The sequence below is a fragment of the Rhodococcus sp. LMD genome, assembly GCF_056108245.1.
Genome location: NZ_CM148557.1, coordinates 2,882,968 through 2,906,713 on the forward strand (window position 1 = coordinate 2,882,968; position 23,746 = coordinate 2,906,713).

Annotated in this window: 21 protein-coding genes, 1 tRNA gene and 1 pseudogene; 13 read left to right on the plus strand and 10 right to left on the minus strand. The window is 70.4% G+C overall.

The window, feature by feature from the left end:
- The first annotated feature begins 25 nt into the window (after positions 1-25).
- Entirely contained in the window at positions 26-241 is a 216-nt protein-coding gene (locus ACWPQI_RS13225) for a hypothetical protein (RefSeq protein WP_010595326.1), read from the plus strand.
- A gap of 172 nt (positions 242-413) precedes the next feature.
- Here ACWPQI_RS13225 and rpsA read toward each other — a convergent pair whose 3' ends face one another.
- Positions 414-1,877 (minus strand): 30S ribosomal protein S1, encoded by a 1,464-nt coding sequence (gene rpsA, locus ACWPQI_RS13230; protein WP_010595325.1) that lies wholly within the window; start codon positions 1,875-1,877, stop codon positions 414-416.
- A 221-nt stretch (positions 1,878-2,098) separates the two neighbouring features.
- On the opposite strand from rpsA, the gene ACWPQI_RS13235 reads away from it, so the two are divergent.
- From ACWPQI_RS13235 to ACWPQI_RS13245, 3 genes are all read left to right on the plus strand, one after another.
- Complete coding sequence (locus ACWPQI_RS13235; protein ID WP_010595324.1) at positions 2,099-2,947, plus strand: class I SAM-dependent methyltransferase; 849 nt, start codon at positions 2,099-2,101, stop codon at positions 2,945-2,947.
- A 68-nt stretch (positions 2,948-3,015) separates the two neighbouring features.
- Positions 3,016-3,705, plus strand: a complete 690-nt coding sequence (locus ACWPQI_RS13240; protein ID WP_017681324.1) for a TMEM175 family protein — start codon at positions 3,016-3,018, stop codon at positions 3,703-3,705.
- 99 nt (positions 3,706-3,804) lie between these two features.
- Positions 3,805-6,600 (plus strand): AMP-binding protein, encoded by a 2,796-nt coding sequence (locus ACWPQI_RS13245; RefSeq protein WP_010595322.1) that lies wholly within the window; start codon positions 3,805-3,807, stop codon positions 6,598-6,600.
- A gap of 13 nt (positions 6,601-6,613) precedes the next feature.
- Here ACWPQI_RS13245 and ACWPQI_RS13250 read toward each other — a convergent pair.
- The 5 genes and pseudogenes from ACWPQI_RS13250 to ACWPQI_RS13270 all read right to left on the minus strand — a co-directional run bounded on the left by ACWPQI_RS13250 (position 6,614) and on the right by ACWPQI_RS13270 (position 10,936).
- Positions 6,614-7,374, minus strand: a pseudogene (locus tag ACWPQI_RS13250) (amino acid ABC transporter ATP-binding protein).
- Positions 7,371-8,357 carry an amino acid ABC transporter permease gene (locus ACWPQI_RS13255; RefSeq protein WP_010595320.1) on the minus strand — a complete coding sequence of 329 codons (987 nt, stop codon included), beginning with the start codon at positions 8,355-8,357 and terminating at the stop codon, positions 7,371-7,373. The pseudogene ACWPQI_RS13250 and the gene ACWPQI_RS13255 overlap by 4 nt, the downstream one beginning before the upstream one ends.
- Before the next feature lie 14 nt (positions 8,358-8,371).
- A complete protein-coding gene (locus tag ACWPQI_RS13260; protein WP_010595319.1) occupies positions 8,372-9,244 on the minus strand; it encodes an ABC transporter substrate-binding protein in 873 nt (290 codons plus the stop codon).
- 122 nt (positions 9,245-9,366) lie between these two features.
- A complete protein-coding gene (locus ACWPQI_RS13265; protein WP_040275116.1) occupies positions 9,367-9,696 on the minus strand; it encodes an antibiotic biosynthesis monooxygenase family protein in 330 nt (109 codons plus the stop codon).
- Between the two features lie 145 nt (positions 9,697-9,841).
- Positions 9,842-10,936, minus strand: a complete 1,095-nt coding sequence (locus ACWPQI_RS13270) for an isocitrate/isopropylmalate dehydrogenase family protein (RefSeq protein WP_010595317.1) — start codon at positions 10,934-10,936, stop codon at positions 9,842-9,844.
- 19 nt (positions 10,937-10,955) lie between these two features.
- On the opposite strand from ACWPQI_RS13270, the gene ACWPQI_RS13275 reads away from it, so the two are divergent.
- Positions 10,956-11,474 carry a 2'-5' RNA ligase family protein gene (locus ACWPQI_RS13275; RefSeq protein WP_010595316.1) on the plus strand — a complete coding sequence of 173 codons (519 nt, stop codon included), beginning with the start codon at positions 10,956-10,958 and terminating at the stop codon, positions 11,472-11,474.
- Between the two features lie 28 nt (positions 11,475-11,502).
- Here ACWPQI_RS13275 and ACWPQI_RS13280 read toward each other — a convergent pair whose 3' ends face one another.
- Positions 11,503-11,670, minus strand: a complete 168-nt coding sequence (locus ACWPQI_RS13280) for a hypothetical protein (RefSeq protein ID WP_017681328.1) — start codon at positions 11,668-11,670, stop codon at positions 11,503-11,505.
- A 42-nt stretch (positions 11,671-11,712) separates the two neighbouring features.
- Between ACWPQI_RS13280 and ACWPQI_RS13285 the strand changes: the two genes are divergently transcribed.
- Positions 11,713-12,720, plus strand: coding sequence for a GlxA family transcriptional regulator (locus ACWPQI_RS13285; protein ID WP_017681329.1), 1,008 nt, complete (start codon positions 11,713-11,715; stop codon positions 12,718-12,720).
- A 128-nt stretch (positions 12,721-12,848) separates the two neighbouring features.
- The gene (gene trxA / locus ACWPQI_RS13290) at positions 12,849-13,220 is read left to right on the plus strand and encodes a thioredoxin (protein ID WP_003937902.1); all 372 of its coding nucleotides are present in this window, start codon (positions 12,849-12,851) and stop codon (positions 13,218-13,220) included.
- Between the two features lie 57 nt (positions 13,221-13,277).
- Here the strand turns inward: trxA and polA are convergent, their stop codons facing one another.
- On the minus strand, positions 13,278-16,001 hold the full coding sequence (polA, locus tag ACWPQI_RS13295; RefSeq protein WP_017681330.1) for a DNA polymerase I: 2,724 nt from the start codon (positions 15,999-16,001) through the stop codon (positions 13,278-13,280).
- Positions 16,002-16,202: 201 nt separating this feature from the next.
- Here polA and ACWPQI_RS13300 point away from each other — a divergent pair, with 201 nt between their 5' ends.
- Genes ACWPQI_RS13300 through ACWPQI_RS13315 form a run of 4 tightly spaced genes read left to right on the plus strand, consistent with a single transcriptional unit; the run spans position 16,203 to position 20,398 of the window.
- On the plus strand, positions 16,203-17,549 hold the full coding sequence (locus ACWPQI_RS13300) for a branched-chain amino acid ABC transporter permease (RefSeq protein WP_064066323.1): 1,347 nt from the start codon (positions 16,203-16,205) through the stop codon (positions 17,547-17,549).
- Between the two features lie 5 nt (positions 17,550-17,554).
- Positions 17,555-18,544: a branched-chain amino acid ABC transporter permease gene (locus tag ACWPQI_RS13305; protein ID WP_040275126.1), complete on the plus strand. Its 990-nt coding sequence runs from the start codon at positions 17,555-17,557 to the stop codon at positions 18,542-18,544.
- Positions 18,537-19,577 carry an ABC transporter ATP-binding protein gene (locus tag ACWPQI_RS13310; RefSeq protein ID WP_040275108.1) on the plus strand — a complete coding sequence of 347 codons (1,041 nt, stop codon included), beginning with the start codon at positions 18,537-18,539 and terminating at the stop codon, positions 19,575-19,577. Before ACWPQI_RS13305 ends, ACWPQI_RS13310 begins: the two co-directional genes overlap by 8 nt.
- A 5-nt stretch (positions 19,578-19,582) precedes the next feature.
- On the plus strand, positions 19,583-20,398 hold the full coding sequence (locus tag ACWPQI_RS13315) for an ABC transporter ATP-binding protein (RefSeq protein WP_026137906.1): 816 nt from the start codon (positions 19,583-19,585) through the stop codon (positions 20,396-20,398).
- Positions 20,399-20,451: 53 nt separating this feature from the next.
- Here ACWPQI_RS13315 and ACWPQI_RS13320 read toward each other — a convergent pair whose 3' ends face one another.
- A complete protein-coding gene (locus ACWPQI_RS13320; protein ID WP_010595309.1) occupies positions 20,452-21,777 on the minus strand; it encodes an ABC transporter substrate-binding protein in 1,326 nt (441 codons plus the stop codon).
- Positions 21,778-21,932: 155 nt separating this feature from the next.
- A complete protein-coding gene (locus tag ACWPQI_RS13325; protein WP_003937895.1) occupies positions 21,933-22,547 on the minus strand; it encodes an ANTAR domain-containing response regulator in 615 nt (204 codons plus the stop codon).
- 110 nt (positions 22,548-22,657) lie between these two features.
- Between ACWPQI_RS13325 and ACWPQI_RS13330 the strand changes: the two genes are divergently transcribed.
- Both ACWPQI_RS13330 and ACWPQI_RS13335 read left to right on the plus strand, forming a co-directional pair.
- Positions 22,658-22,731, plus strand: a tRNA-Leu gene (locus ACWPQI_RS13330).
- Positions 22,732-22,934: 203 nt separating this feature from the next.
- The gene (locus ACWPQI_RS13335) at positions 22,935-23,717 is read left to right on the plus strand and encodes a chymotrypsin family serine protease (protein WP_010595308.1); all 783 of its coding nucleotides are present in this window, start codon (positions 22,935-22,937) and stop codon (positions 23,715-23,717) included.
- Positions 23,718-23,746 lie beyond the last annotated feature (29 nt).

Consider the following 23,746-nt stretch of genomic DNA (forward strand, 5'->3'; position numbering starts at 1 on the left):
CCCGCCCCACTCGAGAAGGCACCGCATGCGATCCTCCCCTCAGCTGCCCGGTCGGCATCGTCTCGGCATGGAGAACGGTGTTCACTGCATCCTCATCCCCGAGGTGGCCGCCGCGCTCGCCGAACACCGGCGAAACTGGTTCACCATGCTGCTCAGCAACGCCCGCCACAGCCAGGCGGCGATACGCAAACGCGCCGCCGAGCTGCCGGCCCAGTGGGCCACCACCCCGGCGGTGAGCTGACCAGTTCCGGCCCCGGTCGGCGCGCCGGACACCACTGTGGCCCCGCTCCTCGTGGAGCGGGGCCACAGTGGTGTCCGGCGCCGGTGCCCGCCGCCCTTCCGTCCGCCCATTCCGGGCGGCACACGCGAGGGGCCCCGCACCGGATCGGTGCGGGGCCCCTCGATCGAACGTGTCAGGCGTTGCCGGACAGCTTCTCGCGCAGCGCGGCGAGCTGCGCGTCGCTGGCCAGCGAACCGCCGGTCGACTCGGCGACGCCGGTCTCCGCACCCGTCTCGGACGAGTAGTTGCTGCCGGAGACACCCGCGGCGGCCTCGGCGGCCTCGTCCGCAGCCATCTTCTCGATCTGAGCGGTGTGCATCTTGTGGCGACGCTCGGCCTCCGCGTAGCGGGACTCCCACTCCTCGCGCTGCTTCTCGAAGCCCTCGAGCCACTCGTTGGTCTCGGGGTCGAAGCCCTCGGGGAAGATGTAGTTGCCCTGCTCGTCGTAGCTGTCGGCCATGCCGTACTTCGACGGGTCGAACTCGGCGTTGTAGTCCTCGTTCGCCTGCTTCAGCGACAGCGAGATGCGGCGACGCTCGAGGTCGATGTCGATGACCTTGACCATCGCGTCGTCGCCGACGGCCACGACCTGGTCCGGAACCTCCACGTGGCGCTCGGCCAGCTCGGAGATGTGCACCAGGCCCTCGATGCCCTCCTCGACACGCACGAACGCGCCGAACGGAACCAGCTTGGTGACCTTGCCGGGGACGATCTGGCCGATCGCGTGGGTCCGGGCGAACTGACGCCACGGGTCTTCCTGGGTGGCCTTGAGCGAGAGCGACACCCGCTCCCGGTCCAGATCGACGTCGAGAACCTCGACGGTGACCTCGTTGCCGACCTCGACAACCTCGGACGGGTGGTCGATGTGCTTCCAGGACAGCTCGGAGACGTGCACCAGGCCGTCCACCCCGCCCAGATCGACGAACGCGCCGAAGTTGACGATGGAGGACACGACGCCCTTGCGGACCTGGCCCTTCTGGAGCTGGTGCAGGAACTCGCTGCGGACCTCGGACTGGGTCTGCTCGAGCCAGGCGCGACGCGACAGGACCACATTGTTGCGGTTCTTGTCGAGCTCGATGATCTTGGCCTCGATCTCCTTGCCGACGTACGGCTGCAGATCGCGGACGCGACGCATCTCGACGAGCGAGGCGGGCAGGAAGCCACGCAGGCCGATGTCGAGGATCAGGCCGCCCTTGACGACCTCGATGACGGTGCCCTTGACGGCCTCGTCCTTCTCCTTGAGCTCCTCGATCGTGCCCCACGCGCGCTCGTACTGCGCACGCTTCTTCGACAGGATCAGGCGGCCTTCCTTGTCCTCCTTGGTGAGAACCAGGGCCTCGACCTCGTCGCCGACGGAGACGACCTCGTTGGGGTCGACGTCGTGCTTGATGGAGAGCTCACGGGACGGAATGACGCCTTCGGTCTTGTAACCGATGTCGAGCAGCACCTCGTCGCGATCAACCTTGACGATGGTGCCTTCCACGATGTCGCCATCGTTGAAGTACTTGATCGTGGCGTCGATGGCGGCGAGGAAATCCTCGGCGGAGCCGATGTCGTTGACGGCTACCTGCGGCGAGGTGACGGTGGTGGAGGGCATGTGTTGAGTTGCTCCGGACGGGTTGGTAGTCGGTTGATGAAGTTCGGTCGGACGAGCGGACCGCGCGCCGCGCGAACGCCGCGCACACCCCGCCGCGGGCGACCGCGCCGGATCCTGTCGGGCCACGGGCGGACACTCGCGACCCTCAGGCTACGCGTCCCGGTGCTAGCTGGGCAAACCCGGGCCGGTGTCGCCCGTCCGGCGGCTCTACCCTGAACGACATGTCCGACGACCGTCACGCCCACGCCCAGTCCGTCCTGGGAACGACCCGCGCAGGTCGGGCCCGCCTCGGCACGAGGGACAGCGAACGTGCGAGCCGCACCTGGTGGGACGCCGACGCCGCGGACTACCACCGCACCCACGGCGAGTTCCTCGGTGTGGACTCGGCGGACGGCGAGTTCGTGTGGTGCCCGGAGGGACTGCACGAGGACGATGTGCACCTGCTCGGCGACGTGTCCGGCAGGGACGTCCTCGAGGTGGGTTGCGGTTCGGCGCCGTGCGCCCGCTGGCTCGCCGGCCGGGGCGCCCGGGCGGTGGGGCTGGACATCTCGATGGGGATGCTCGCGCGCGGGCAGGCCGCGATGGACCGCGGCGGACCGCGGGTGCCGCTCGTGCAGGCCGGTGCGGAGGATCTGCCCTTCGCGGACGAGAGCTTCGACATCGTGTGCTCGGCGTTCGGGGCGGTGCCGTTCGTCGCCGACTCGGCACGGGTCATGCGGGAGGTCGCGCGGGTGCTGCGCCCGGGCGGGGTCTGGGTGTTCGCGGTCAACCATCCGATCCGCTGGATCTTCCCGGACGATCCGGGTGAGCGGGGGCTGACCGCGATGCTGCCGTACTTCGATCGCACCCCGTACGTGGAGGTCGACGCGACCGGGGTTCCCACCTACGTCGAGCATCACCGCACCATCGGGGACCGGGTGCGCGAACTCGTCGCGGCCGGCCTCGAGATCCGCGACATCGTCGAACCCGAATGGCCGGAGGGGCTCGACCGCGAGTGGGGCCAGTGGAGCCCGCTGCGGGGGGAACTGTTTCCCGGCACCGCCATCTTCTGCAGCCGCAAGCCGGGCTGATCCGACCGCGAACACCGGCGCCCCCCGATCGTCCACTGCGCCGAACCCGCCTGTGTCATGGTCGTGGGGTGACGCCCGCCGAGGACGATTCCGGCGCGCCGCGCCCGCGCCACGACACCCCGCGACGCGGCGGCCGGTTGCTGCCCACCACGCGGCTCGACGCGTTCTCCGACGGAGTGTTCGCGATCGTCATCACCTTGCTCGTCCTCGAACTCGACGTACCCGAATCGGCAACCCGGCTGCTCGAGGACCTGCGTGCCGAATGGCCTTCGTTTCTGGGATACCTGGTCAGCTTCGCCTTCATCGGTGGGGTGTGGGTCGAGCACATCAACCTCACACGCGTGCTGCGGGCGGCCGACGCGGTCTTCCTGCGCCTGAACCTGTTGCTGCTGCTGTTCGTCTCCTTCCTGCCGTTCACCACCAGCCTGATGGCGACCCACCTGGCCGACGCGGCGCGACGACCGGCGACGGTGGCGTTCGGCGTGAACCTGACCCTGGCGATCCTGATGAGCAACGTGCTGGTCGTCTACGCCGTGCGCGCCGCCGACCTGACCGACGAGGCGGGCCGCGCCGAACTGCCGACGCTGGCCCGCGAGCGGTGGTCGGCGGCGGTACTCATGGCCGCCTCGACCGTGCTGGCGGCGTTCCTGCCGCAGCTCGCGGTGGCGTTCTATCTCGCGGCCGCCGTGCTCCTGCTCGCCGAGCCGTTCCGGCTTCTCCGGGTCCGCCGGCACCGAACGGGCACCGGACCGGGGTGAACCGGCCGGCCGGGGGCCTTCAGCCCTTCTCGTCGCCCGCACTCGCGCCTATGTTGGGCAGCAGGACGACCGGTCCCTCCCACAGGCGGCGAGACGACAGTGAGCGAGCCTACGATCTCGGGGCAGGACGATGCCCTGCTGCTGTCGGTGGTCCGCGATCTGGTGGCCGAGCGGTACACGATCGACCGCGCCGCCGGCACGCGCCTCGACAGCGTCTTCGATCGTGATCTCGGCCTCGACAGTCTCGCGGTCACCGAACTGTTCTCCCGTGTCGAAGAGGCCTTCGCGGTGCGCCTGCCCCGCGAGGCGCTCGGCACCGTGAGCACCCCGCGTCAGCTCCTGCAGGCGGTGCACCGCGCACCCGCGCGGGAGCGCCGCGGTCCGGTGCCCGCGCGGCGGGCCGCGCCGGCACCCGCCGAACGGACCCCGGAGGCGACCGCCACCCTCACCGAGGCGCTCTCCTGGCACGCCCGCACCCATCCGGATCGTGTCCACCTGCGCATCCTCACCGAGGGACACCGGAGCGAGATCGGCTACGGCGAGCTGTACTCGGCGGCCGGCACCGTGTCCGCCGCACTGCTCGCCCGCGATCTGCGCCCCGGGGACGCGGTCGGTCTGATGCTGCCCACGGGCCGGGACTACTTCACGACGTTCACCGGCGTGCTCCTGGCCGGCGGTGTCCCCGTCCCGGTCTACCCGCCGGCACGTCCGTCCCAGCTCGCCGACCACCTCCGTCGCCAGGTGCGCATCCTCGACAATGCCCGGGTCCGTGTGCTGGTCACCGACCCGGAGGCCGCGGGCCTGGCCCGGTTGACGGCCGGCCAGGTGCAGACGGTGCGCCACGTCGTGACCCCGGGTGAACTGGCCGGGTACGGGGAGGCCGCCGGCGCCGCCCGCGCCGCCGGCGACATCGCACTGCTGCAGTACACCTCCGGCAGCACGGGTGATCCCAAGGGCGTGACCCTCACCCATGCGAATCTGCTCGCCGACATCCGGGCGATGGGCACGGCCGCCGAGGTCTCCCCCTCCGACGTGTTCGTCAGCTGGCTGCCCCTCTACCACGACATGGGGTTGATCGGCGCGTGGTTGTCGGGCCTGTACTTCGCGGTGCCGGTGGCGGTGATGTCGCCGCTGGAATTCCTCGGCCGGCCGGAGCGGTGGTTGTGGGCGATCCACACCCAGCACGGGACCCTGTCGGCGGCGCCGAACTTCGCCTACGAGTTGTGCCTGCGCAGAATCGCCGACGCCGATGTCGCCGGGCTCGATCTCGGCTCGCTGCGCATGCTGTTCGACGGTGCCGAAGCCGTGAATGCGGAGACGGTGCTCCGGTTCTGCGAGCGCTTCGCCGCCTACGGGCTCCGCCGTGAGGCCGTGGCCCCGGTCTACGGGCTGGCGGAGGCATGCGTCGGACTGACCTTCCCGCCCGTCGGGCGGGGCCCGGTGATCGACCGAGTCGACCGCGAGCGTTTCCTGCGGACGGGCCGCGCGGTGCCCGCCGGCGACGAGGATCCGAACCCGTTGCGGTTCGTCGCCTGCGGCCACCCGCTCCCGGGGCACCGGATCCGGGTGGTCGACTCGGCTTCGAACGTGCTGGGCGACCGGCGCGAGGGCCGGATCGAGTTCCGCGGCCCCTCGGCCACCGCCGGGTACTACCGCAATCCGCAGGCGACCCGGGCACTGTCGCGGCACGGGTGGCTCGACACCGGCGATCTCGGCTATCTCGACGGCGGCGAACTCTACGTCACCGGTCGCGTCAAGGACCTCGTCATCCGGGCGGGCCGCAACCTGCACCCGGAGGAACTCGAGCGGGCGGTGGGCGAGATCCCCGGCATCCGGAAGGGCTGCGTGGCGGTGTTCGCGACCACCGCGCAGACGGGCGGCACCGAGCGCCTGGTCGTTCTGGCCGAGACACGCGAGACCGAAGCGGCCGTCCTCGACCGGCTCCGGGAACGCATCGTCGGGGCCGCGGTGGACCTGCTCGGGACCCCGCCGGACGACATCGTGCTCGCCCCGCCCGGAACGGTGCGCAAGACCTCGAGCGGAAAGATCCGCCGGTCGGCCACCCGGGAACGCTACGAACAGGGCGACATGCGGGCCCGTCCCCGGCCGGTGTGGTGGCAACTGACCCGGTTCGCCGTCCGCGGCGCGGTCCCGAGCCTGCGGCGCGCGGCACACCTGGTCCGGACCGGGGCGTTCGCCCTGTGGTGCTGGTCGACGGTCGTCGTGGTCGGCCTGCCGACCCTGGTCGCCGTGGCGGTGCTGCCTCGCCTTTCGGCGCGCCGCGCGGCCGCGGGCCGGGCCGCACGGGCCCTCGCGCGCCTGACTCGCACCCCGGTGACCGCGGACGGCACCGAGCATCTCGAGCGGTTGCCGGACTGTGTGGTGGTCGCCAACCACGCCAGCTTCCTGGACGCCATCGCGATGTCGGCGGTCCTGCCGGGAAGCTACACGTTCGTCGCCGGTGAGGTCTTCGAGCGCAAACCGTTCATCGGGTTCCTCCTGCGGCGGCTCGGGACGCGGTTCGTCGAGCGCACCGAACGCGAACAGAGCGTGGCCGACGCGGACCGGCTGGTCGAGGTGGCCCGCACCGGGGGGCGCCTGGTGGTCTTCCCCGAGGGCGCACTCTCGGAGGTCCCCGGGCTGCGGTCCTTCCGCCTGGGCGCGTTCGTGATCGCGGCGCGGGCGGGTCTTCCGGTGGTCCCGGTCGCGATCACCGGCACCCGCGCGATGATGTGGCCCGAGCACGGCAGGATCATCCACCGCGGGGCGGTCCACCTGGTCGTCGGCGAGCCGATCCTGCCGTCCGGGGACAGCTGGGACGCCGCTGTGGCGCTCGGGCGTGCGGCGCGCGCCGTGATCGCCGCGCACTGCGGAGAACCCGACGGCGGCCGCTGAGCGGGCCCGGACGCTAGAGCAGCTTCGACAGGAACGACTTCGTCCGTTCGTGCTGCGGATTGCGCAGCAACTCCTGCGGCGGGCCGGCTTCGACGACCACGCCGCCGTCCATGAACACCAGTTGGTCGGCGACCTCGCGGGCGAAGCCCATCTCGTGGGTGACCACCATCATCGTCATCCCGCCGGCGGCGAGGTCCCGCATGACCGCCAGCACCTCGCCGACGAGCTCGGGGTCCAGGGCGGAGGTGGGCTCGTCGAAGAGCATGAGCTTCGGTTCCATGGCCAGGGCGCGGGCGATGGCCACGCGTTGCTGCTGGCCGCCGGAGAGCTGAGCCGGGTAGGCGTCGGCTTTGGCCGCGAGCCCGACCTTGTCGAGCAGGTCCCGGGCCAGTGCGACGGCGTCGGGGCGACGCATCTTCTTCACCAGCACGGGCGCCTCGACGACGTTCTCGAGGGCCGTGCGGTGCGGGAACAGGTTGAAGTGCTGGAAGACCATGCCGATCTCGCGGCGCTGCTTGGCCGCCGCGCGCGGGCTCAGCTCGTAGAGCTTGCCCCCGCGTTCGGCGTAGCCGACGAAGTGGCCGTCGACGTGCAGGCGGCCGGCGTCGATGTTCTCGAGGTGGTTGATGCAGCGCAGGAAGGTGGACTGCCGGATCCGGAGGGTCCGATCAGGCAGGCGACGGTGCCGTCGGGCACCTCGAGGGACATGCCGTTGAGCACCCGCAGGGCGCCGTAGCTCTTGTAGACCCGGTCGGCCTGGACCATGGGCGTCATCGACGTTCTCCTCCGGGGATGTCGGGTGCCTGCGCGGCGCCGGGCTCGACGGGCACGGGCTTGCCCTGCGCGTCGGCGAGGGCCTGCAACTGCCGCGTCGTGAGCTGGCGGCTCAGGCCCTTCGAGTAGTGCCGTTCGAGGAAGTACTGGCCCACCATGAGCAGGCTGGTGATGGCCAGGTACCAGGTGGCGGCGACGAGCAGCAGCGGAATGGGCTGGAAGTTGGCGCCGGAGATGTCGCGGGCACGGCCGTAGAGCTCGAGGCTGTACGGCACCGCCGCGACCAGGGAGGTGGTCTTGAGCATGCTGATGAGTTCGTTGCCCGTCGGCGGGATGATCACCCGCATCGCCTGCGGCAGGATCGTCCGGCGGATGGTCTGCGACCACGACATGCCGAGCGCCACCGAGGCTTCCGTCTGGCCCTCGGGGACCGAGCCGATCCCGGCGCGCACGATCTCGGCCATGTAGGCGGCCTCGTTGAGGCCGAGTCCGATCACGGCGAACAGGAAGGCGGCGTTGATGCCCTGCAGGTCGATGTGCACGAACTGGTGCACGAACGGGATGCCGAGGTCGAGTTGTTTGTAGATCGAGGGGAACAGGCCCCAGAACACCAACTGCACGTAGACGGGGGTGCCGCGAAAGATCCACAGGTACACCCACGAGACGGTCTTGAGCACCGGGTTCGGGGACAGGCGCATGACCGCGAGGAGCACGCCGAGCAGGACGGCGAGCAGCATCGCCAGCACGGTCAGCTGCACGGTCTTCCAGGCCGCCTCGGTGATGCGCCGGTCGAACAGATACTGCGCGTACACGTCCCAGCGGTAGGCCTCGTTGGTGGCGGCGCCGTAGAGGAACAGCGCCAGCAGCACGGCGACGACGATGCCGGCGATCCAACGGCCCGGCCGTCGCAGCGGCACGGCCTCGATGGTTTCCGGTTCGGTCTGCGGTTCCGGTCCGGTGAGGGAGGTCGGACGGTCGCTCATCGCACCCCTTTCGGTCAGCTCGTCGCCGCGTTGATCTGCGCGGTGTCGATGGTTCCTTCTTCCATGCCCCACCGCTGCGCGATCTGCGCGTAGACGCCGGAGTCGATGAGGTGCTGCATCGCCTGTTGCAGAACCGGTCCGAGAGGCGAGCCCTTCGCGACGACGAAACCGTAGGGAGCGGCGTCGAACACGGGTCCGGCGGTTTCGAGCCGGCCGTCGCTGCGGGCGATCGCGTACGCAGTGATCGGCGAGTCGGCCGAGAGCGCGTCGACGCGGCCGAGGATGAGGGCGTTGGTCGCCTCGTCCTGGCTGTCGTACTTGACCTTGTCGATCGGGGGTTTGCCCGCGGCGACGCAGGCTTCGCTCTTGGCGGGCACCTCGTCGATGTCCTCGTAGGTGGTGGTCTGCACCGCGACGCGCAGCCCGCACGCGTTGTCGGGGTCGACGTCGTCACCGACGCGCTGCGCCCACTGCACCCCGGCGCTGTAGTAGGTGACGAAGTCGACGGACTGCTCGCGTTCCTTCGTGTCGGTGAACGACGACGAGCCCATGTCGAACGTGCCCGCCTGGACGGCGGGGATGATGCGGTCGAAGTCGGATTCGTTGAACACCGGGCGCACGCCGAGAACGTCGCCGAGGGCCTCGACGAGTTCGACGGCGAAACCGACGATGCGGCCGTCGTCGTCCTTGAACTCGTTCGGGGCGTAGGGCACGTTGACGCCCACCTTCAGTTCGCCGGTCGCCGCGACGGTCGCCGGGAGCTGGTCGGCGACCGCATCGACCCGATCGGCGCCGACCCGGTCACCGGGCGGCACGGTCGACTCGGTGTTGACGACGCAGCCGGACAGGACCGCGGCCGTCAGCAGCGCACCGAGCAGGCCCGCCATGAGGCGTCGACGGCCGGTCGGTCCGGGAGATGCTGGTTCGTCCACAACCGCACAGTATCCATCGGCGGGCCCGTATTGCGGAATCCGCTCCGAACAGACCCGGCGGCGCCGGTCGTACCTGCCTACCGGGTACCGGGGTCGACCGGTACGTAGTTGCCGACGTCCGCGACGACACCGAGCTCGAGGCGGAACGCGGCCGGGTCGAACCCCCGGCGGGCGTGGCGTTCCTGCAGGACCGTCCGGGCCTCGTGCAGCGCCGTGGGATCCGCCCAGCGCACCACGGTGACGATGTTGTATTCGCTCGGCCCGGAGCACAGTTCGACGACGTCGTCGCCGCGGAAGCCGGGCTGGGTGCGCAGGTCGCGGTGGGTCTCGTGGACCGCGGCGAGGAAGGTCTCCCGTGCGGCCGCGGGAACGGCGAACTTGTCGATGCGCAGGATCTCGGTGGTCATGGCGGCCACGCTAGAACCTCGAGCCGACTCGAGGTCAACAGCTGCGAGCTCGGCCACGACTCGAGCTGCGAGCTCAACGACGACTCGAGCTGCGAGCTCAGCGACGACTCGAGCTGCGAGCTCAGCGACGACTCGAGCTGCGAGCTCAGCGACGCAGCGTGCGGGCGACGACGGTCTCGGTGAATTCCGCGGTGGAGGCGAGTCCCCCGAGATCGGCGGTGGCCACGCCGGCCTCGACGGTCGCCTCGACGGCGTGCTCGATCCGGCGGGCGGCGGCGACGAACTCGGGCAGGTCGTGGACGGTGCCGAGCCGGTCGAGGAGCATCGCGGCGGACAGGATGAGGGCCGTGGGATTGGCGCGGTTGCGGCCGGCGATGTCGGGGGCCGCCCCGTGGGCGGCCTGCGCCATGGCCTGGGTGTCGGAAGCGTTGATCGACGCCGCGGTGCCGAGCGAGCCGGACAGCTCGCCCGCGAGGTCGGAGAGGATGTCGCCGAACATGTTCTCGGTCACGACGACGTCGTAGTCGCCGCCGTGGCGGACGAGGTGGGCGGCCATGGCGTCGACGTGCTCGTCGTCCACCGTGACCGACGGATACCGGGCGCCGACCTCTCGGCACACGTCCCGGAACAGGCCGGTGGTCAGGGACAGCACGTTGGCCTTGTGCACGATGGTGAGGCGGTGGCGACGACGGGCGGCGAGCCGGAAGGCGGTGTGGGCGATGCGTTCGGAGGCGGCCCGGGTGACGACGCCGACGGCGAGCGCGACGTCGGGGGTGGGCATGAATTCGCCGCTGCCGACGGCCATGTTGCGGTCGGCGTAGAGCCCTTCGGTGTTCTCCCGCACGATGACGAGGTCCATGTGCGGTGACACGGCGCGGACGCCGGGCAGGGCGCGGGCGGGACGGATGTTGGCGTAGAGGCCGAACCGCTTGCGAATCTGTCCGCCCGGCGTGAGCTGGGCCCGGAACGGGTCGGGATAGGCCGCGCTGTCGTGCGGTCCGAGGATCCACGAGCCCAGGCCGGCGAGGGCGTCGAGGGTGGACTCGGGGGTGGGGGTGCCGTGGGTGGCGATCGCATCGGCGCCGAGCGGCAGCGGCACCCAGTCGATCTGCGGGCCGTGCGAGGCGGCGACGGCGGCGTCGACCACCCGCCGGGCGGCCGGGACGATCTCGTGACCGATCCCGTCTCCCTCGAGCAGTCCGATGCGGTGCGGGGCGGGGATTGCGACGGCGTCGGTCATGGGGCAATCATTACCTACCATGGTGCAGTCGGTGGAACTGCTCCTCGACGACCGCCTGGATCAGGCCGTCCGCGAGGAATGGGCGCGCTTGCTGGACGTGGGGCTGGTCAGTCAGGCCCGCAACCGGTCCGAGTCGAACCGCCCGCACATCACGCTCGCGGTCGCCGCATCGATCCCGCCGGGGGTGGAAGGGGCGATGCGGGAGCGGATCACGGGCGAGCCGTTGCCGGTGCGGCTCGGGGGGATGGTGCTGTTCGGCTCGCGTACCGCGACGGTGGCGCGGCTGGTGGTGCCCACGGCCGAACTGCTCGAGCTGCAGCGGGTGGTGTTCGAGCTGATCGACGGCTGTCCGGGTGTTCCCCCGCACATCCGGCCCGGCGAGTGGACCCCGCACGTGACCCTGGCCCGTCGAGTGCCGCCGGGCCGGCTCGGCTCGGCGCTCACGGCGACCCGTGCGGGCACCCGGGAGCTGACGGGCGTGTCGGCGGGCATCCGGCGGTGGGACGGCGAGGCGCGGCGCGAGTGGCGGGTGGTGTGACGCCGCGCCGCCGCGGGCCGGTCCCGGATCAGACGCGGTAGTCGCCGAACTGGGTCTCCTCACGGTGGGTGTCGGGCGTCCGGCCGGTCAGCGCCAGGGCGTCGAGCACCACGAACACGACGAGGACGAGCAGGAGGACGGTCATGGTCTCAGCCTCGTCCGCGGGCGCACCTGCCGACAGCGGCAGGAACGACATGTAGCGTCGTTTTCCGGCCAATCCGATGGCAGACTGGGTGACATGCTGACGACGGTGGTCGTGCCGCTACTCCCCCGCACCGAGGTCTTCGAACTCGGTGTCGCCTGTGAGGTGTTCGGGTTCGACCGCTCCGACGACGGGTTGCCCGTGTACGACTTCAGCCTCGTCGCGGGCAGTCCCCACCCGGTCACCACCCGATTCGGGTACACGATCGACGTCCCCTACGACCTCGATCGCCTCGACGACGCGGATCTGATCGTGATTCCCGCCGGCGGCACCGGGATCGCCGACCGCGACGAGTCGTTCGTGTGCGGCGCCGGCGGCGAGATCGCCGATCTGGAGCCACTGTTCGCGAAGCTGCGCGCCGCGGTCGATCGCGGCGCGCGGGTCGCGAGCCTGTGCACGGGTGCCTTCGTCCTGGGTGCGGCCGGGCTGCTCGACGATCGCCGCTGCACCACCCACTGGCGCCACGCGGCGCAGCTGGCCGCACGCTTCCCGTCCGCGAAGGTCGATCCGGACGTGCTCTACGTCGACGACGACCCGGTGTTCACCAGCGCCGGCACCGCCGCCGGCATCGACCTGTGCCTGCACATCGTGCGCAGGGAGCAGGGTTCCGACGTGGCCAACGGCATCGCGCGCCGGATGGTGGTCCCGCCGCACCGCGACGGCGGGCAGGCCCAGTACGTCGCCATGCCGCTGCCGACGGCACCCGCCGAAACCCTCGCGCCGCTGCTCGACTGGATGACCGAGCACCTCGACGAGGATCTGCCCGTGGCGGCGCTCGCCGCGAAGGCACACATGTCCCCGCGGACCTTCGCGCGGCGGTTCCTGGCCGAGACCGGGACGACGCCCGCCCGCTGGTTGCGCGATCAGCGGGTCTTCGCCGCCCAGCGGTTGCTCGAGAGCACGGACCTGCCCGTCGACGCGGTCGCCGACCGCGTCGGGTTCGGGACCGCCGCGGTCCTGCGGCAGCACTTCCTGCGTCTGCGCCGCACCACGCCGCACACCTACCGTCGCACGTTCCGCGCCGGGTCCGGCCTCGGGCGATGATCCGCCCCGAGGTCGGGGCCCGCCGCGGTGTCGGCGAGGTGGGTATCCCCGGCCGGAGCGGGTACCCGCGGGAAGAAACGGTCGCGACGGGACGTTGACGCGATCAGTACCCGACCGAAAGGATCCCTGTGGCCACCCAGACTCTCACCCAGCAGAACTTCGACGACATCATCACCGGTAACGACGTGGTCCTCGTCGACTTCTGGGCGTCGTGGTGCGGGCCGTGCCGCTCCTTCGCCCCCACGTTCGAGTCGTCCTCGGAGAAGCACCCGGACGTCGTGCACGCCAAGGTCGACACCGAAGCCGAACAGGGCATCGCGGCGGCGGCGAACATCCGGTCCATCCCCACGATCATGGCGTTCCGGGAAGGCATCCTCGTGTTCAACCAGGCCGGGGCCCTGCCGCCGGCCGCGCTCGAGGATCTCGTGACCCAGGTCAAGGCCCTCGACATGGACGAGGTACGCCGGCAGATCGCCGAACAGAACCAGAAGCAGGGCTAGCACCGGCTCCGGCGCACTCCCGGCGCGACCGGGAGTGCGCCTGCCCGCGCCGGGCGGTCAGTGCGCGGCGGCGTCCCAGCTGCGTCCGGACCCGACCGAGACGTCCAGCGGGACGGACAGTTCGATGACCGAGGCCATCTTGTCCCGCACCAGCTGCTGCACCCGTTCGCGCTCGTCGGCGGTCACCTCGAGCACCAGCTCGTCGTGCACCTGCAGGAGCATGCGCGAACGCAGTCCGGCCTCGCGCAGCGCCGTCTGCACGTCGATCATCGCGACCTTGATGATGTCGGCGGCGGTGCCCTGGATCGGGGCGTTGAGCGCGGCGCGTTCGGCGACCTCGCGGCGCTGCCGGTTGTCGCTGTTCAGGTCCGGCAGGTAGCGGCGGCGGCCGTAGAGGGTGGAGGTGTAGCCGTCCTTGCGGGCCTGTTCGACGACGGCGTGCAGGTAGTCGCGCACGCCGCCGAAGCGGTTGAAGTACGCCTCCATCTGTTCGCGGGCCTCGTCGGTGGAGATCTTCAGCTGCTGCGCCAACCCGTACGCGCTGAGCCCGTACGCCAAGCCGTACGACATCGCCTTGACCCGCCGCCGCAGTTCGGGGGTGACCTCCTCGATCGGCACCCCGAAGGCCCGGGAGCCGACGAAACTGTGCAGGTCCTCGCCGGTGTTGAAGGCCTCGATCAGCCCCTCGTCCCCGGAGAGGTGGGCCATGATCCGCATCTCGATCTGGCTGTAGTCCGCGGTGAGCAGCAGGTCGTAGCCGGGGCCGACGACGAACGCGTCGCGGATGTGCCGGCCCGCCTCCGTGCGCACCGGGATGTTCTGCAGATTCGGCTCGGTCGAGGAGAGCCGGCCGGTGGCCGCCACGGTCTGGTTGAAGGTGGTGTGGATGCGGCCGTCGTCGGCGATGGATTTGATCAGACCGTCGACCGTGGTCTTCATCTTCATCGCTTCCCGGTGGGCGAGCAGATGCTCGAGGAACGGGTGCCCGGTCTGCTCGAACAGGTTCTGCAGTGCCTCGGCGTCAGTGGTGTAGCCGGTCTTGGTCTTCTTCGTCTTCGGCATGTCCAGCTCGTCGAACAGCACCACCTGCAGCTGCTTCGGTGAGCCGAGGTTGATCTGTTTGCCGATCACGTCGTAGGCGGCCGACGCGGCGGCGGCGACGTCCGCGACGAAGCCGGACTGCAGGTCCTCCAGCCGTTCGGCCTCGACTGCGATGCCGGTTGTCTCGAGGTCGGCGAGGACCCCCAGCAGGGGCAGTTCCATGTCGGTCAGCAGGGCGGTGGACTCGATCTCTTCGAGTTCGGTGGCCAGGGCCGCGGCGAGGTCCACCACCGCCCGGGCCTGCAGAATCGCCGACTCGGCGGCCTTCGCGTCCGCGGCATCGGCGTCGTCGAGCAGCGAGAGCTGCTGCTCCCCCGACTCCTCGACCCGCAGTTCCCGCTTGAGGTAGCGCAGGGACAGGTCGTCGAGATTGAAGCTGCGCTGACCGGGACGCACCAGGTAGGCCGCGAGGGCGGTGTCGCTGGTGACCCCGGCCAACGTCCAGCCGCGGCCGCGCAGTGCGTGCAGGGCGCCCTTCGCCTCGTGCAGCGCCTTGGGCACCGTCGCGTCGGCCAGCCAGCCGGTCAGCGCCGTCTCGTCCTCGGGCGTGAGGGTCGTGGTGTCCACGTACGCCCCCTCCCCGTCGGCCGCGGCGATCGCCACGGCTGTGGCGTCACCGCCGTACGGAACACAGGACCCGAGCACGGTGATCCCGTGCCGCGCACCCGGCCCGGCATGCTCGGCCAGCCACCCGGTGAGCGCGCCCGGCTCGAGCACGCCGCCGCGCACCTCGAAGCCCTCCTCGGCCTCGGGTTCGACCGAGCTGAGCGTCGCGAACAGCCGGTCGCGCAGCACCTTGAACTCGAGGTCGTCGAACAACCGGTGGATGCGGTCGCGGTCCCAGGGAGCCAGCGCCAGCTGGTCGGGGGTGTAGGGCAGGGTCATGTCCCGCACCATCTCGGTGAGCTGACGGTTGAGCAGCACGCTCGACAGGTGCGCCCGCAGAGCGTCGCCGGTCTTCCCGCGGACCTCGTCGACGCGGTCGACGAGGTCGGTGAGGCTCCCGAACTCGCGGATCCACTTGGCGGCGGTCTTCTCCCCCACGCCCGGGATCGACGGCAGGTTGTCGCTCGGATCCCCGCGCAGCGCCGCGAAGTCCGGGTACTGCTGCGGGGTCAGCCCGTACTTCTCCTCCACCGCCGCCGGCGTGAACCGCGTCAGGTCCGACACTCCGCGCCGGGGGTACAGGACGGTGACGTCGTCGGTGACCAGCTGCAGGGAGTCCCGGTCGCCGGTGACGACGAGCACCCGATATCCCTGGGCCGCGGCCTGCGTGGCCAGGGTGGCGATGATGTCGTCGGCCTCGAAACCGGCCTCGGCCATCACCGGGATACCCAGGGCCCCGAGCACGTCCTTGGTGATGTCGATCTGACCGCGGAACTCGTCCGGCGCGGAGCTGCGGTTGGCCTTGTACTCGGGGTACGCCGTCGCCCGGAACGTGTCGCGGTTGACGTCGAACGCGGCGGCGACGTGGGTGGGTTGCTCGTCGCGCAGCAGGTTGATGAGCATGGAGGTGAACCCGTACACCGCGTTGGTGGTCTGGCCGCTGTGGGTCTTGAAGTTCTCCGCCGGCAGGGCGTAGTACGCGCGGAACGCCAGGGAATGCCCGTCGAGCAGCAACAGGGTCGGTCGGTCGCCGCCGGAGGCGGCGGGTGCGGAGGAGGTCGATGCGCGAGTCACGGTTCCTCAGTCTAGGGACCGGCTCGGACAACCCGGACCCACCGCGACCGTGTGCGCGGCGCGGCGCGGCGAAACAGAACAGATACGCGGCGGAAATCGCAGAGCGCCGTGGAACGCTGTTGCAGCCGCTAAAGTCCGGTTCCACGACGCCGGTGCCCCGGCGGCGCGCACGACGACCCCGACGTGATCCGGAGGACCTGCGTGGCCCCATTCGTGCCGCTCCGGGAGCGATGGCCGGTCCCTCGGCTCGCCCCGACACTCCTGCTGCTGCTGCTCGCGCTCGCCGGTCTCGGAGCCGGGATCGGGACCGCGGTCGCGCAGGAGCCCACGCCCCCGCCGGCACCGGTCACCACCGCTCCGCAGCCGAGCGAGGGGGTGCGGGTCAGCGGCAGCCTCAACAACGCCGGGCAGCGCCTCGGCGGGGTCACGGTCCGGGCCCGCGACACCACGGGCGCCGAGGTCGCCGAAGCGACCTCGGCGGCCGACGGCCGGTGGGAGCTGACCGTGCCCCCCGGCACCTACACGTTCGAGGTGGACGAGCAGTCCCTCCCCGACGAGGTCAGCGTGCGGGCCACCGTCCAGCGCGACGTCGTCGCCGGGCGGGCGAACACGGTCATCTTCTCGTTCGGCGAGTCGCGTTCCGGGTTCGGCACCTCCGGGTGGGAGACGGTGATCCGCACCGTCGTCGACGGACTCCGGTTCGGCCTGGTGATCGCGATCGCCGGGGTCGGGTTGAGTCTGATCTTCGGAACCACCGGCCTGACGAACTTCGCGCACGGGGAACTCGTGACCCTCGGCGCGGTGGCCGCGTGGATCTTCAACGTGAGCCTGGGCATCCAGTTGATCCCCGCGACGCTGCTCGCCATCGCGGTGGGCATCGCCATCGGCCTGCTCAACAACGGGCTGATCTGGGCGCCCCTGCGGCGGCGGCGCACCGGCCTGATCGCCCAGCTCGTCGTGTCGATCGGCCTCGCGATCTCGCTGCGCTACCTGATCCTCGCGCTGTTCTCCGACCGGGCCGAGCCGTTCGCCGACTACCAGGGCCAGCGCCAACTGGAATGGGGCCCGATCGCGATCACCCCGGTGAACCTGGCGTGCATCGTCGTCAGCCTCGTCGTGCTCGTCGGAGTCGCCCTGCTCGTCCAGCGCACCCGCATCGGCAAGGCCATGCGCGCGGTGGCCGACAACCGGGACCTGGCGGCGGCCTCGGGCATCGACGTCGAACGCGTCGTCCGGTTCGTGTGGGGACTCGGGGGCGGACTCGCGGCCCTCGGCGGGGTGTTGTTCGGTCTGTCCGAGCTCGGCGGTCGCGTCCAGTGGGAGATGGGCTTCAAGCTGCTGCTGCTGATGTTCGCCGGGATCACCCTCGGTGGGCTGGGCACCGCGTACGGGGCGCTGCTGGGCTGCGTGATCGTCGGCCTGCTCGTGCAGTTGTCGACGCTGATCATCAACCCCGACCTGAAGTACATCGGTGGCCTGCTCGTGTTGATCGTCGTCCTCGTCGTCCGTCCGCAGGGCATTCTCGGCAGCCGGGCCAGGGTGGGGTGAGCGCCGTGGATCTCGTTGCCGTTCTCCAGGTTTCCTTCGCCCAGTTGATCGGGCCGTCGGCGATCTTCTACGCGCTGCTCGCCATCGGACTGAATCTGCACTTCGGGTACGCCGGACTGCTCAACTTCGGCCAGATCGGATTCGCCCTGCTCGGCGGGTACGGCGTGGGGATCATGACCGTCACCTACGACCAGCCCCTGTGGCTCGGCATCCTCGTCGGCCTGGCGGCGTCGGCCCTGCTGGCTCTGGTGCTGGGCATCCCCACCCTGCGGTTGCGCGCCGACTACCTCGCCATCGTCACCATCGCCGCCTCCGAGATCCTGCGGCTGGTGTTCCGCTCCACCGCATCGGATCCGGTGACCGGCTCGACCAACGGACTGTTCGGGTTCGCCGGACCGTTCACCCAGCTCAGCCCGTTCGACTCCGGGCGGCAGTACTCGCTGCTCGGGATGCGGTTCTACGGCGACGACCTGTGGGCGATGGTCGTGGGCTGGTCCCTGGTGCTGGCGCTGTGCGGTCTGGTGTACCTGCTCAGTCACAGCCCGTGGGGGCGAGTGCTCAAGGCGGTCCGCGAGGACGAGGACGCCGCCCGATCGCTCGGCAAGAACGTGTTCGTGTACAAGATGCAGGCGCTGGTGCTCGGTGGCACGATCGGCGGGCTCGGTGGCATCTTCAACGCGCTGCAGACCAAGTCGATCAACCCCGACTTCTACTCGACCGCCCAGACGTTCTTCGCCTTCGGCGCCCTGATCCTCGGGGGCGCCGCCACCGTGTTCGGTCCCGTCCTCGGCGCGATGCTGTTCTGGTTCCTGCTCACCATTCCCGATGCCCTGCTGCGCCAGGCCATCTCGGGTCCGGACCCGCTGCTGGCCCTGTCCGAGCAGCAGGTCGGCGCGATGCGCTACATCCTCCTCGGCGTGCTCATCGCCGTCATGATGGTGTTCCGGCCCCAAGGTATCCTCGGCAACAAGCGGGAGGTGCAGCTCGATGCCTGACGCGACCCTGCCCGCGGCACAGCGTTCCGCCCTGTTCGACACCGTGGCCCGCGAGCCCGGCGCGGCCAAACCGGATCCGGTCCTCGTGGTGGACGCGCTCTCCCGAACCTTCGGCGGTCTCCGGGCGGTCGACGTGGCGCACCTCGAGATCCAGCGCGGCTGCATCACCGGCCTGATCGGGCCGAACGGCGCCGGCAAGACCACGCTGTTCAACCTGCTCACCGGGTTCGACCGACCCGACACGGGGACCTGGAGCATGGACGGGACGTCGCTCGGACGTCTGCACCCGCACCAGCTCGCGCGCCGCGGGATCGTGCGGACGTTCCAGCTCACCAAGGCGCTGTCGAAGATGACCGTGCTCGACAACGTGCGGCTCGGTGCGACGGGCCAGCGGGGGGAACGGATGCTCGCAGCGTTGCTGCCGTGGACGTGGCACCGGCAGGAACGTGCCGTCACCGAACGTGCCCGCGAGATGCTGGCGCGGTTCGCCCTCGACGCGAAGGCCGACGACCTGGCCGGTTCCCTGTCCGGTGGGCAGCGCAAGCTCCTCGAGATGGCCCGGGCCCTGATGACCGAACCGGCGGTGGTCATGCTCGACGAGCCGATGGCCGGGGTCAATCCCGCGCTGACGCAGACACTCCTCGGGCACATCAAGACCCTGCGCGACGACGGCACGACCGTCGTGTTCGTCGAGCACGACATGGACGTCATCCGCGACATCTCCGACTGGGTGGTGGTGATGGCGCAGGGATCGGTGATCGCCGAGGCTCCGCCGGACCAGCTGTCCTCGAATCCGGCCGTCGTCGACGCCTATCTCGGCAGCCACCACGACCAGGTGCTCGAGTTCGACGACGAGGGCAACCCCGTCGGCGCCACGGCCGCGCTCGCCGTGGCGATGGAGGAGGCCGAGGCCCAGACCCTCGAGACCGGTGGCGACCTGTCCGAGCCGGACGCCATCGTCCTCGGCGACCTGCCCGACGGGACCGGACGGCCCGGGCCCGGTACCGAGCCTCCGACGCAGGAGAAGCCGTGAGCGAGATGCCGCCCCCCGAACCGGCGCAGACGACCGCGGCCGAGCGCGCGGCCACCGCCGAGGAACACGCCCGCCTCGCCGAGGGGGCACTGGTGCGCGCCGACGACATCGTCGCCGGGTACTTCCCCGGCGTCGACATCCTGCGCGGCTGCAACTTCTTCCTCCGCGACGGCGAGATCGTCGGCATCATCGGACCCAACGGTGCCGGCAAGTCGACCCTGCTCAAGGCGCTGTTCGGGCTGATCCCCGTGCGACGCGGCACGGTGACGCTGCGTGGCGACGACATCACCGCCGCTCCCGCGCACGTCCTGGTGCGCAAGGGGCTCGGCTACGTGCCGCAGACCCGCAACGTGTTCCCGTCACTGACCATCGAGGAGAACCTCGAGATGGGAATCTACCTGCGGCCCAAGCAATTCGACCAAAGGTTCGCGTTCGTCGCGGAGTTGTTCCCGCTCCTCGGTGAGCGCCGCAAGGTCAAGGCCGCGACCCTGTCCGGCGGTGAGCGGCAGATGGTGGCGATGGGCCGGGCGCTGATGATGGATCCGTCCGTGCTGCTGCTCGACGAACCGTCGGCGGGCTTGTCGCCGATGTTCCAGGACGAGGTGTTCATCCGCTGCAAGAAGATCAACGCCGCGGGGGTGTCGATCATCATGGTGGAACAGAACGCCCGCCGGTGCCTGCAGATCTGCGACCGCGGCTACGTGCTCGACCAGGGCCGCAACGCCTACACCGACACCGGACCGAACCTCATGCACGACCCGAAGGTCGTCGAGTTGTACCTCGGGACGCTCGCCGGCAGCAGGGAGCAGAAGCACAACTGACGCTGGGCGGGCCGGGAACCGATCCGGTTCCCGGCCCGCCCACCGAGTCGTCGTCACTCACCGACCACGATGTAGTCCTCCGTGGTGAGCGTGTTGTCCGGCCCGAACACCAGGTGCCCGTACGATCCGATCCCCGGCTCGCCGGCGTCGGTGAACTCGAGTCGGCCGGTGACACCGTCGTAGTCGATGTCCTGGCCCCCGCGCAGCAGATCGACGCACTGCTGGTAGCTGGTACACGTCGTGCCGCCCTGGGTGACGTCGTTGATGTTCGCGGCGATGTCCACACCGGCGGTGGAACCGGCCTGTTCCGCCGCGAGCGCCGAGATCACCACGGCGTCGTAGGACTCGCCGGAATAGTTGAAGTCGATCAGCGCGGGATCGACGGCCCGGAGCCGATTCTGGAAGTCCGGTCCGACGTCCGTGAGCGGCGTGGTGCCACGCATCGTGTCCAGCAGTCCCGGCGCGACGGCCTCACCGAGGGCATTGCCCATGTTTCCGTCCACGCCGTAGACGAGCATCCCGTCGGCCGGCCCGATGCCCACCTCGTGCATGCGGGTGAGAATCTTCGCGGACTCCTCGAACCCGATGAGCGCCACGGCGTCGGGCCCGAAGTTCTTGATCTGGTCGACCTCGGCGTTGAAGGACTGCGCGTTGGGGTCGTAGATGATCTTCTGGATCTGATCCTCCGGCACGCCGGCCTCGACGAGGTTGTTCTGGGTGTTGGTGGCCAGGCCGGTGCCGTACGGGTCGTTGAGCGCGATGATCGACACCCGCTGGGCACCGTCGTCCGAGATCAGCTGCGCCAGCGCCTGGGCCTGCAGCACATCGGTGGGGGCGGTGCGGAAGTACAGCCCCTTGTCGGGGTAACACACGAACTGGTCGGAGGTGTTCGCCGGCGAGAACATCACCACCCCGGCGCCGGTGATCTTGTCGATCACCTTCAACGACACCGACGACGAGGCCGCGCCCACGATCACCTGGGTTCCCGCCGCGAGCTCCCGGTCCACCGTGGAATTCGCCGTGTCGGTCGTGGTGTCGCCCGAGTCGCCGGTGATCAGTTCCACCGGCTGGTTCAGCACACCGCCGGCGGCGTTCACGTCGTCCACCGCGAGTCGCACCGCCGCCACCTCGGGCGGCCCGAGGAAGGCGAGGCTGCCGGTCTCGGGTAGCAGGGTGCCGATCTTGAGCGGTGTCGTCACCGGGGTGGCCCCGGCGGTCGCCTGCGCGGGTTCGCAGTCGGTGGTCACGGTCGTCGCCGACGCTGCGCTGTCACCGGAACCGCCCGTGGCGGAATCGTCGCTGTCCGAGCTACACCCCGCAAGGGCGAGAGACGCTGCTCCGAACACCGCAGCGGCGCGGACGAAGGTCCGTCTGGCCATCCAACTCTCCTTCGGTCGGCATGCACACCGTCTCCGGATACGTCACCGGGACGTGGCCAGAAACCTATCCGCCCCACGCGTTCCGCGAACCCGGGCGAAATCCTTGTGACGCGACCGTTATCGAAGAATTGACACCGGCGTAACGGGAAGCTCCGTCATCCCGCCGCGGCGCCGCCCAGCGTCTCGATGACCACCTCCGCGACGTGCTTCATCGTGGTGCGCCGGTCCATCGCCGCCCGCTGGATCCAGCGGAACGCCTCGGGCTCGGTCATCGCGTGCTTGTCCATGAGCAGACCCTTGGCACGGTCGACGAGTTTGCGGGTCTCGAACCGCTCGGTCAGCCCCGCCACCTCGCGCTCGAGTTCACGGATCTCCGCGAACCGGCTCGCTGCCACCTCGATCGCCGGAACGAGATCGGTCTTCGAGAACGGCTTGACGAGATACGCCATGGCACCGGCGTCGCGGGCGCGTTCGACGAGCTCACGCTGACTGAACGCCGTGAGAATGACCACAGGTGCGATGCGCCGGGCGGCGATCTCCGAGGCGGCGTCGATGCCGTCGCGCCGGGGCATCTTCACGTCCATGATGACCAGGTCCGGCTTCAGCTGCTCCGCCAGTTCGACCGCCCGCTGCCCGTCGCCGGCCTCGCCGACCACCTCGTAGCCTTCCTCGCGGAGCATCTCCACCAGATCGAGCCTGATCAGCGCCTCGTCCTCGGCTACTACGACGCGCCGCGGCTGAGCGGGATTCTCGTGCGGGGCGGCTGTCATCGTCGGCCATCTCCTGTCGCTCGGGCGGCCCCCGTGGAGGGGGTGGAACGTTAGAAGGGTACCGGTGGCCGACGGCAGTCACCGATCTTCTACAGTGGTCTGCGCACGACGCCCCCGTATCCCAATTGGCAGAGGAAACGGATTCAAAACCCGTCCAGTGTGAGTTCGAGTCTCACCGGGGGCACCGCCACACTGCCGGTCTCCGGCCGGAATGGGGACACCGCCGGCCTCCGACTCGCGGTGCGCCCGCAGCGCCGGCGACGCGAACACGAAACCCGGGGCGCCTCCCCGCGGAAACGCTGGTAACGTGCCGACTTCGGTGAAGCGTCCGTGGCCGCAATCCCCCCCCCCCGATCTCGCGGTCCACGAATGGAGATGGGAGAAGGCATGAGACGCGCCCTGCTCCTCGTGACGGCGTGTGCGGCCGTGCTGCTCGCCCCGGCGCCGGGTGCGGCCGCGCACGTACCGGACGAGCGGATCGTGCTGCGCCCCGGCGACGGAATCACCTTCACCAGCGCCGATCCCGCGCCGGGTTGGTGCTCGGTCGGCGCGGTCGGTCACGACCGGGAGGGCCGCCTCGTCGCCGTCACCGCCGGACACTGCTGGCAGAACGGCGCCGGCGAGGTGTGGAAGGTCGGCGAGCAGGGCCACGGACCGATCGGCACCGAGACGTCCGTCTACAGCCCCGGCTCGGTGGACCCCCTCGGGGTGCCGACCGACGCGGTGCCGGACTACGCGGTGATCCTGCTCGACGAGACCAGGGTGCGCGGGTCGAACACGTCGGCCCCGGACGCCGACGGCGAGGTCGTGGCGCTCGAGTCGATCGGCTCGCTGCCGGACGGTGACCAGGACATCGGCCGGCACTGCGCGGCCGGGCACACGACCGGGATCGCATGCGGGCCGTTGCCCCTCGTCGACGCCCTGGACGTCGCCGGCACCCGGGACGTGCTGGTGAACCCGAACTCGCTCAATTCGTGGCTCGTGATGCAACAGGGCGACTCCGGTGGTCCACTGGTCCGCACCGACACCGGCGAGTGGCTCGGCCTCGCCGTCGGCTACCGCCCCGACGATGTGCGCTTCGCGGTCTACCAGCGGGCCGACCGGATCGTCGAGGACCTCGACGCCCGGGGCGGCATCGGCGCCGGATTCACCCTCGTGTGCACCCCGTGACGAGGCGAGTCGTCGCCGCGGACGTCGTC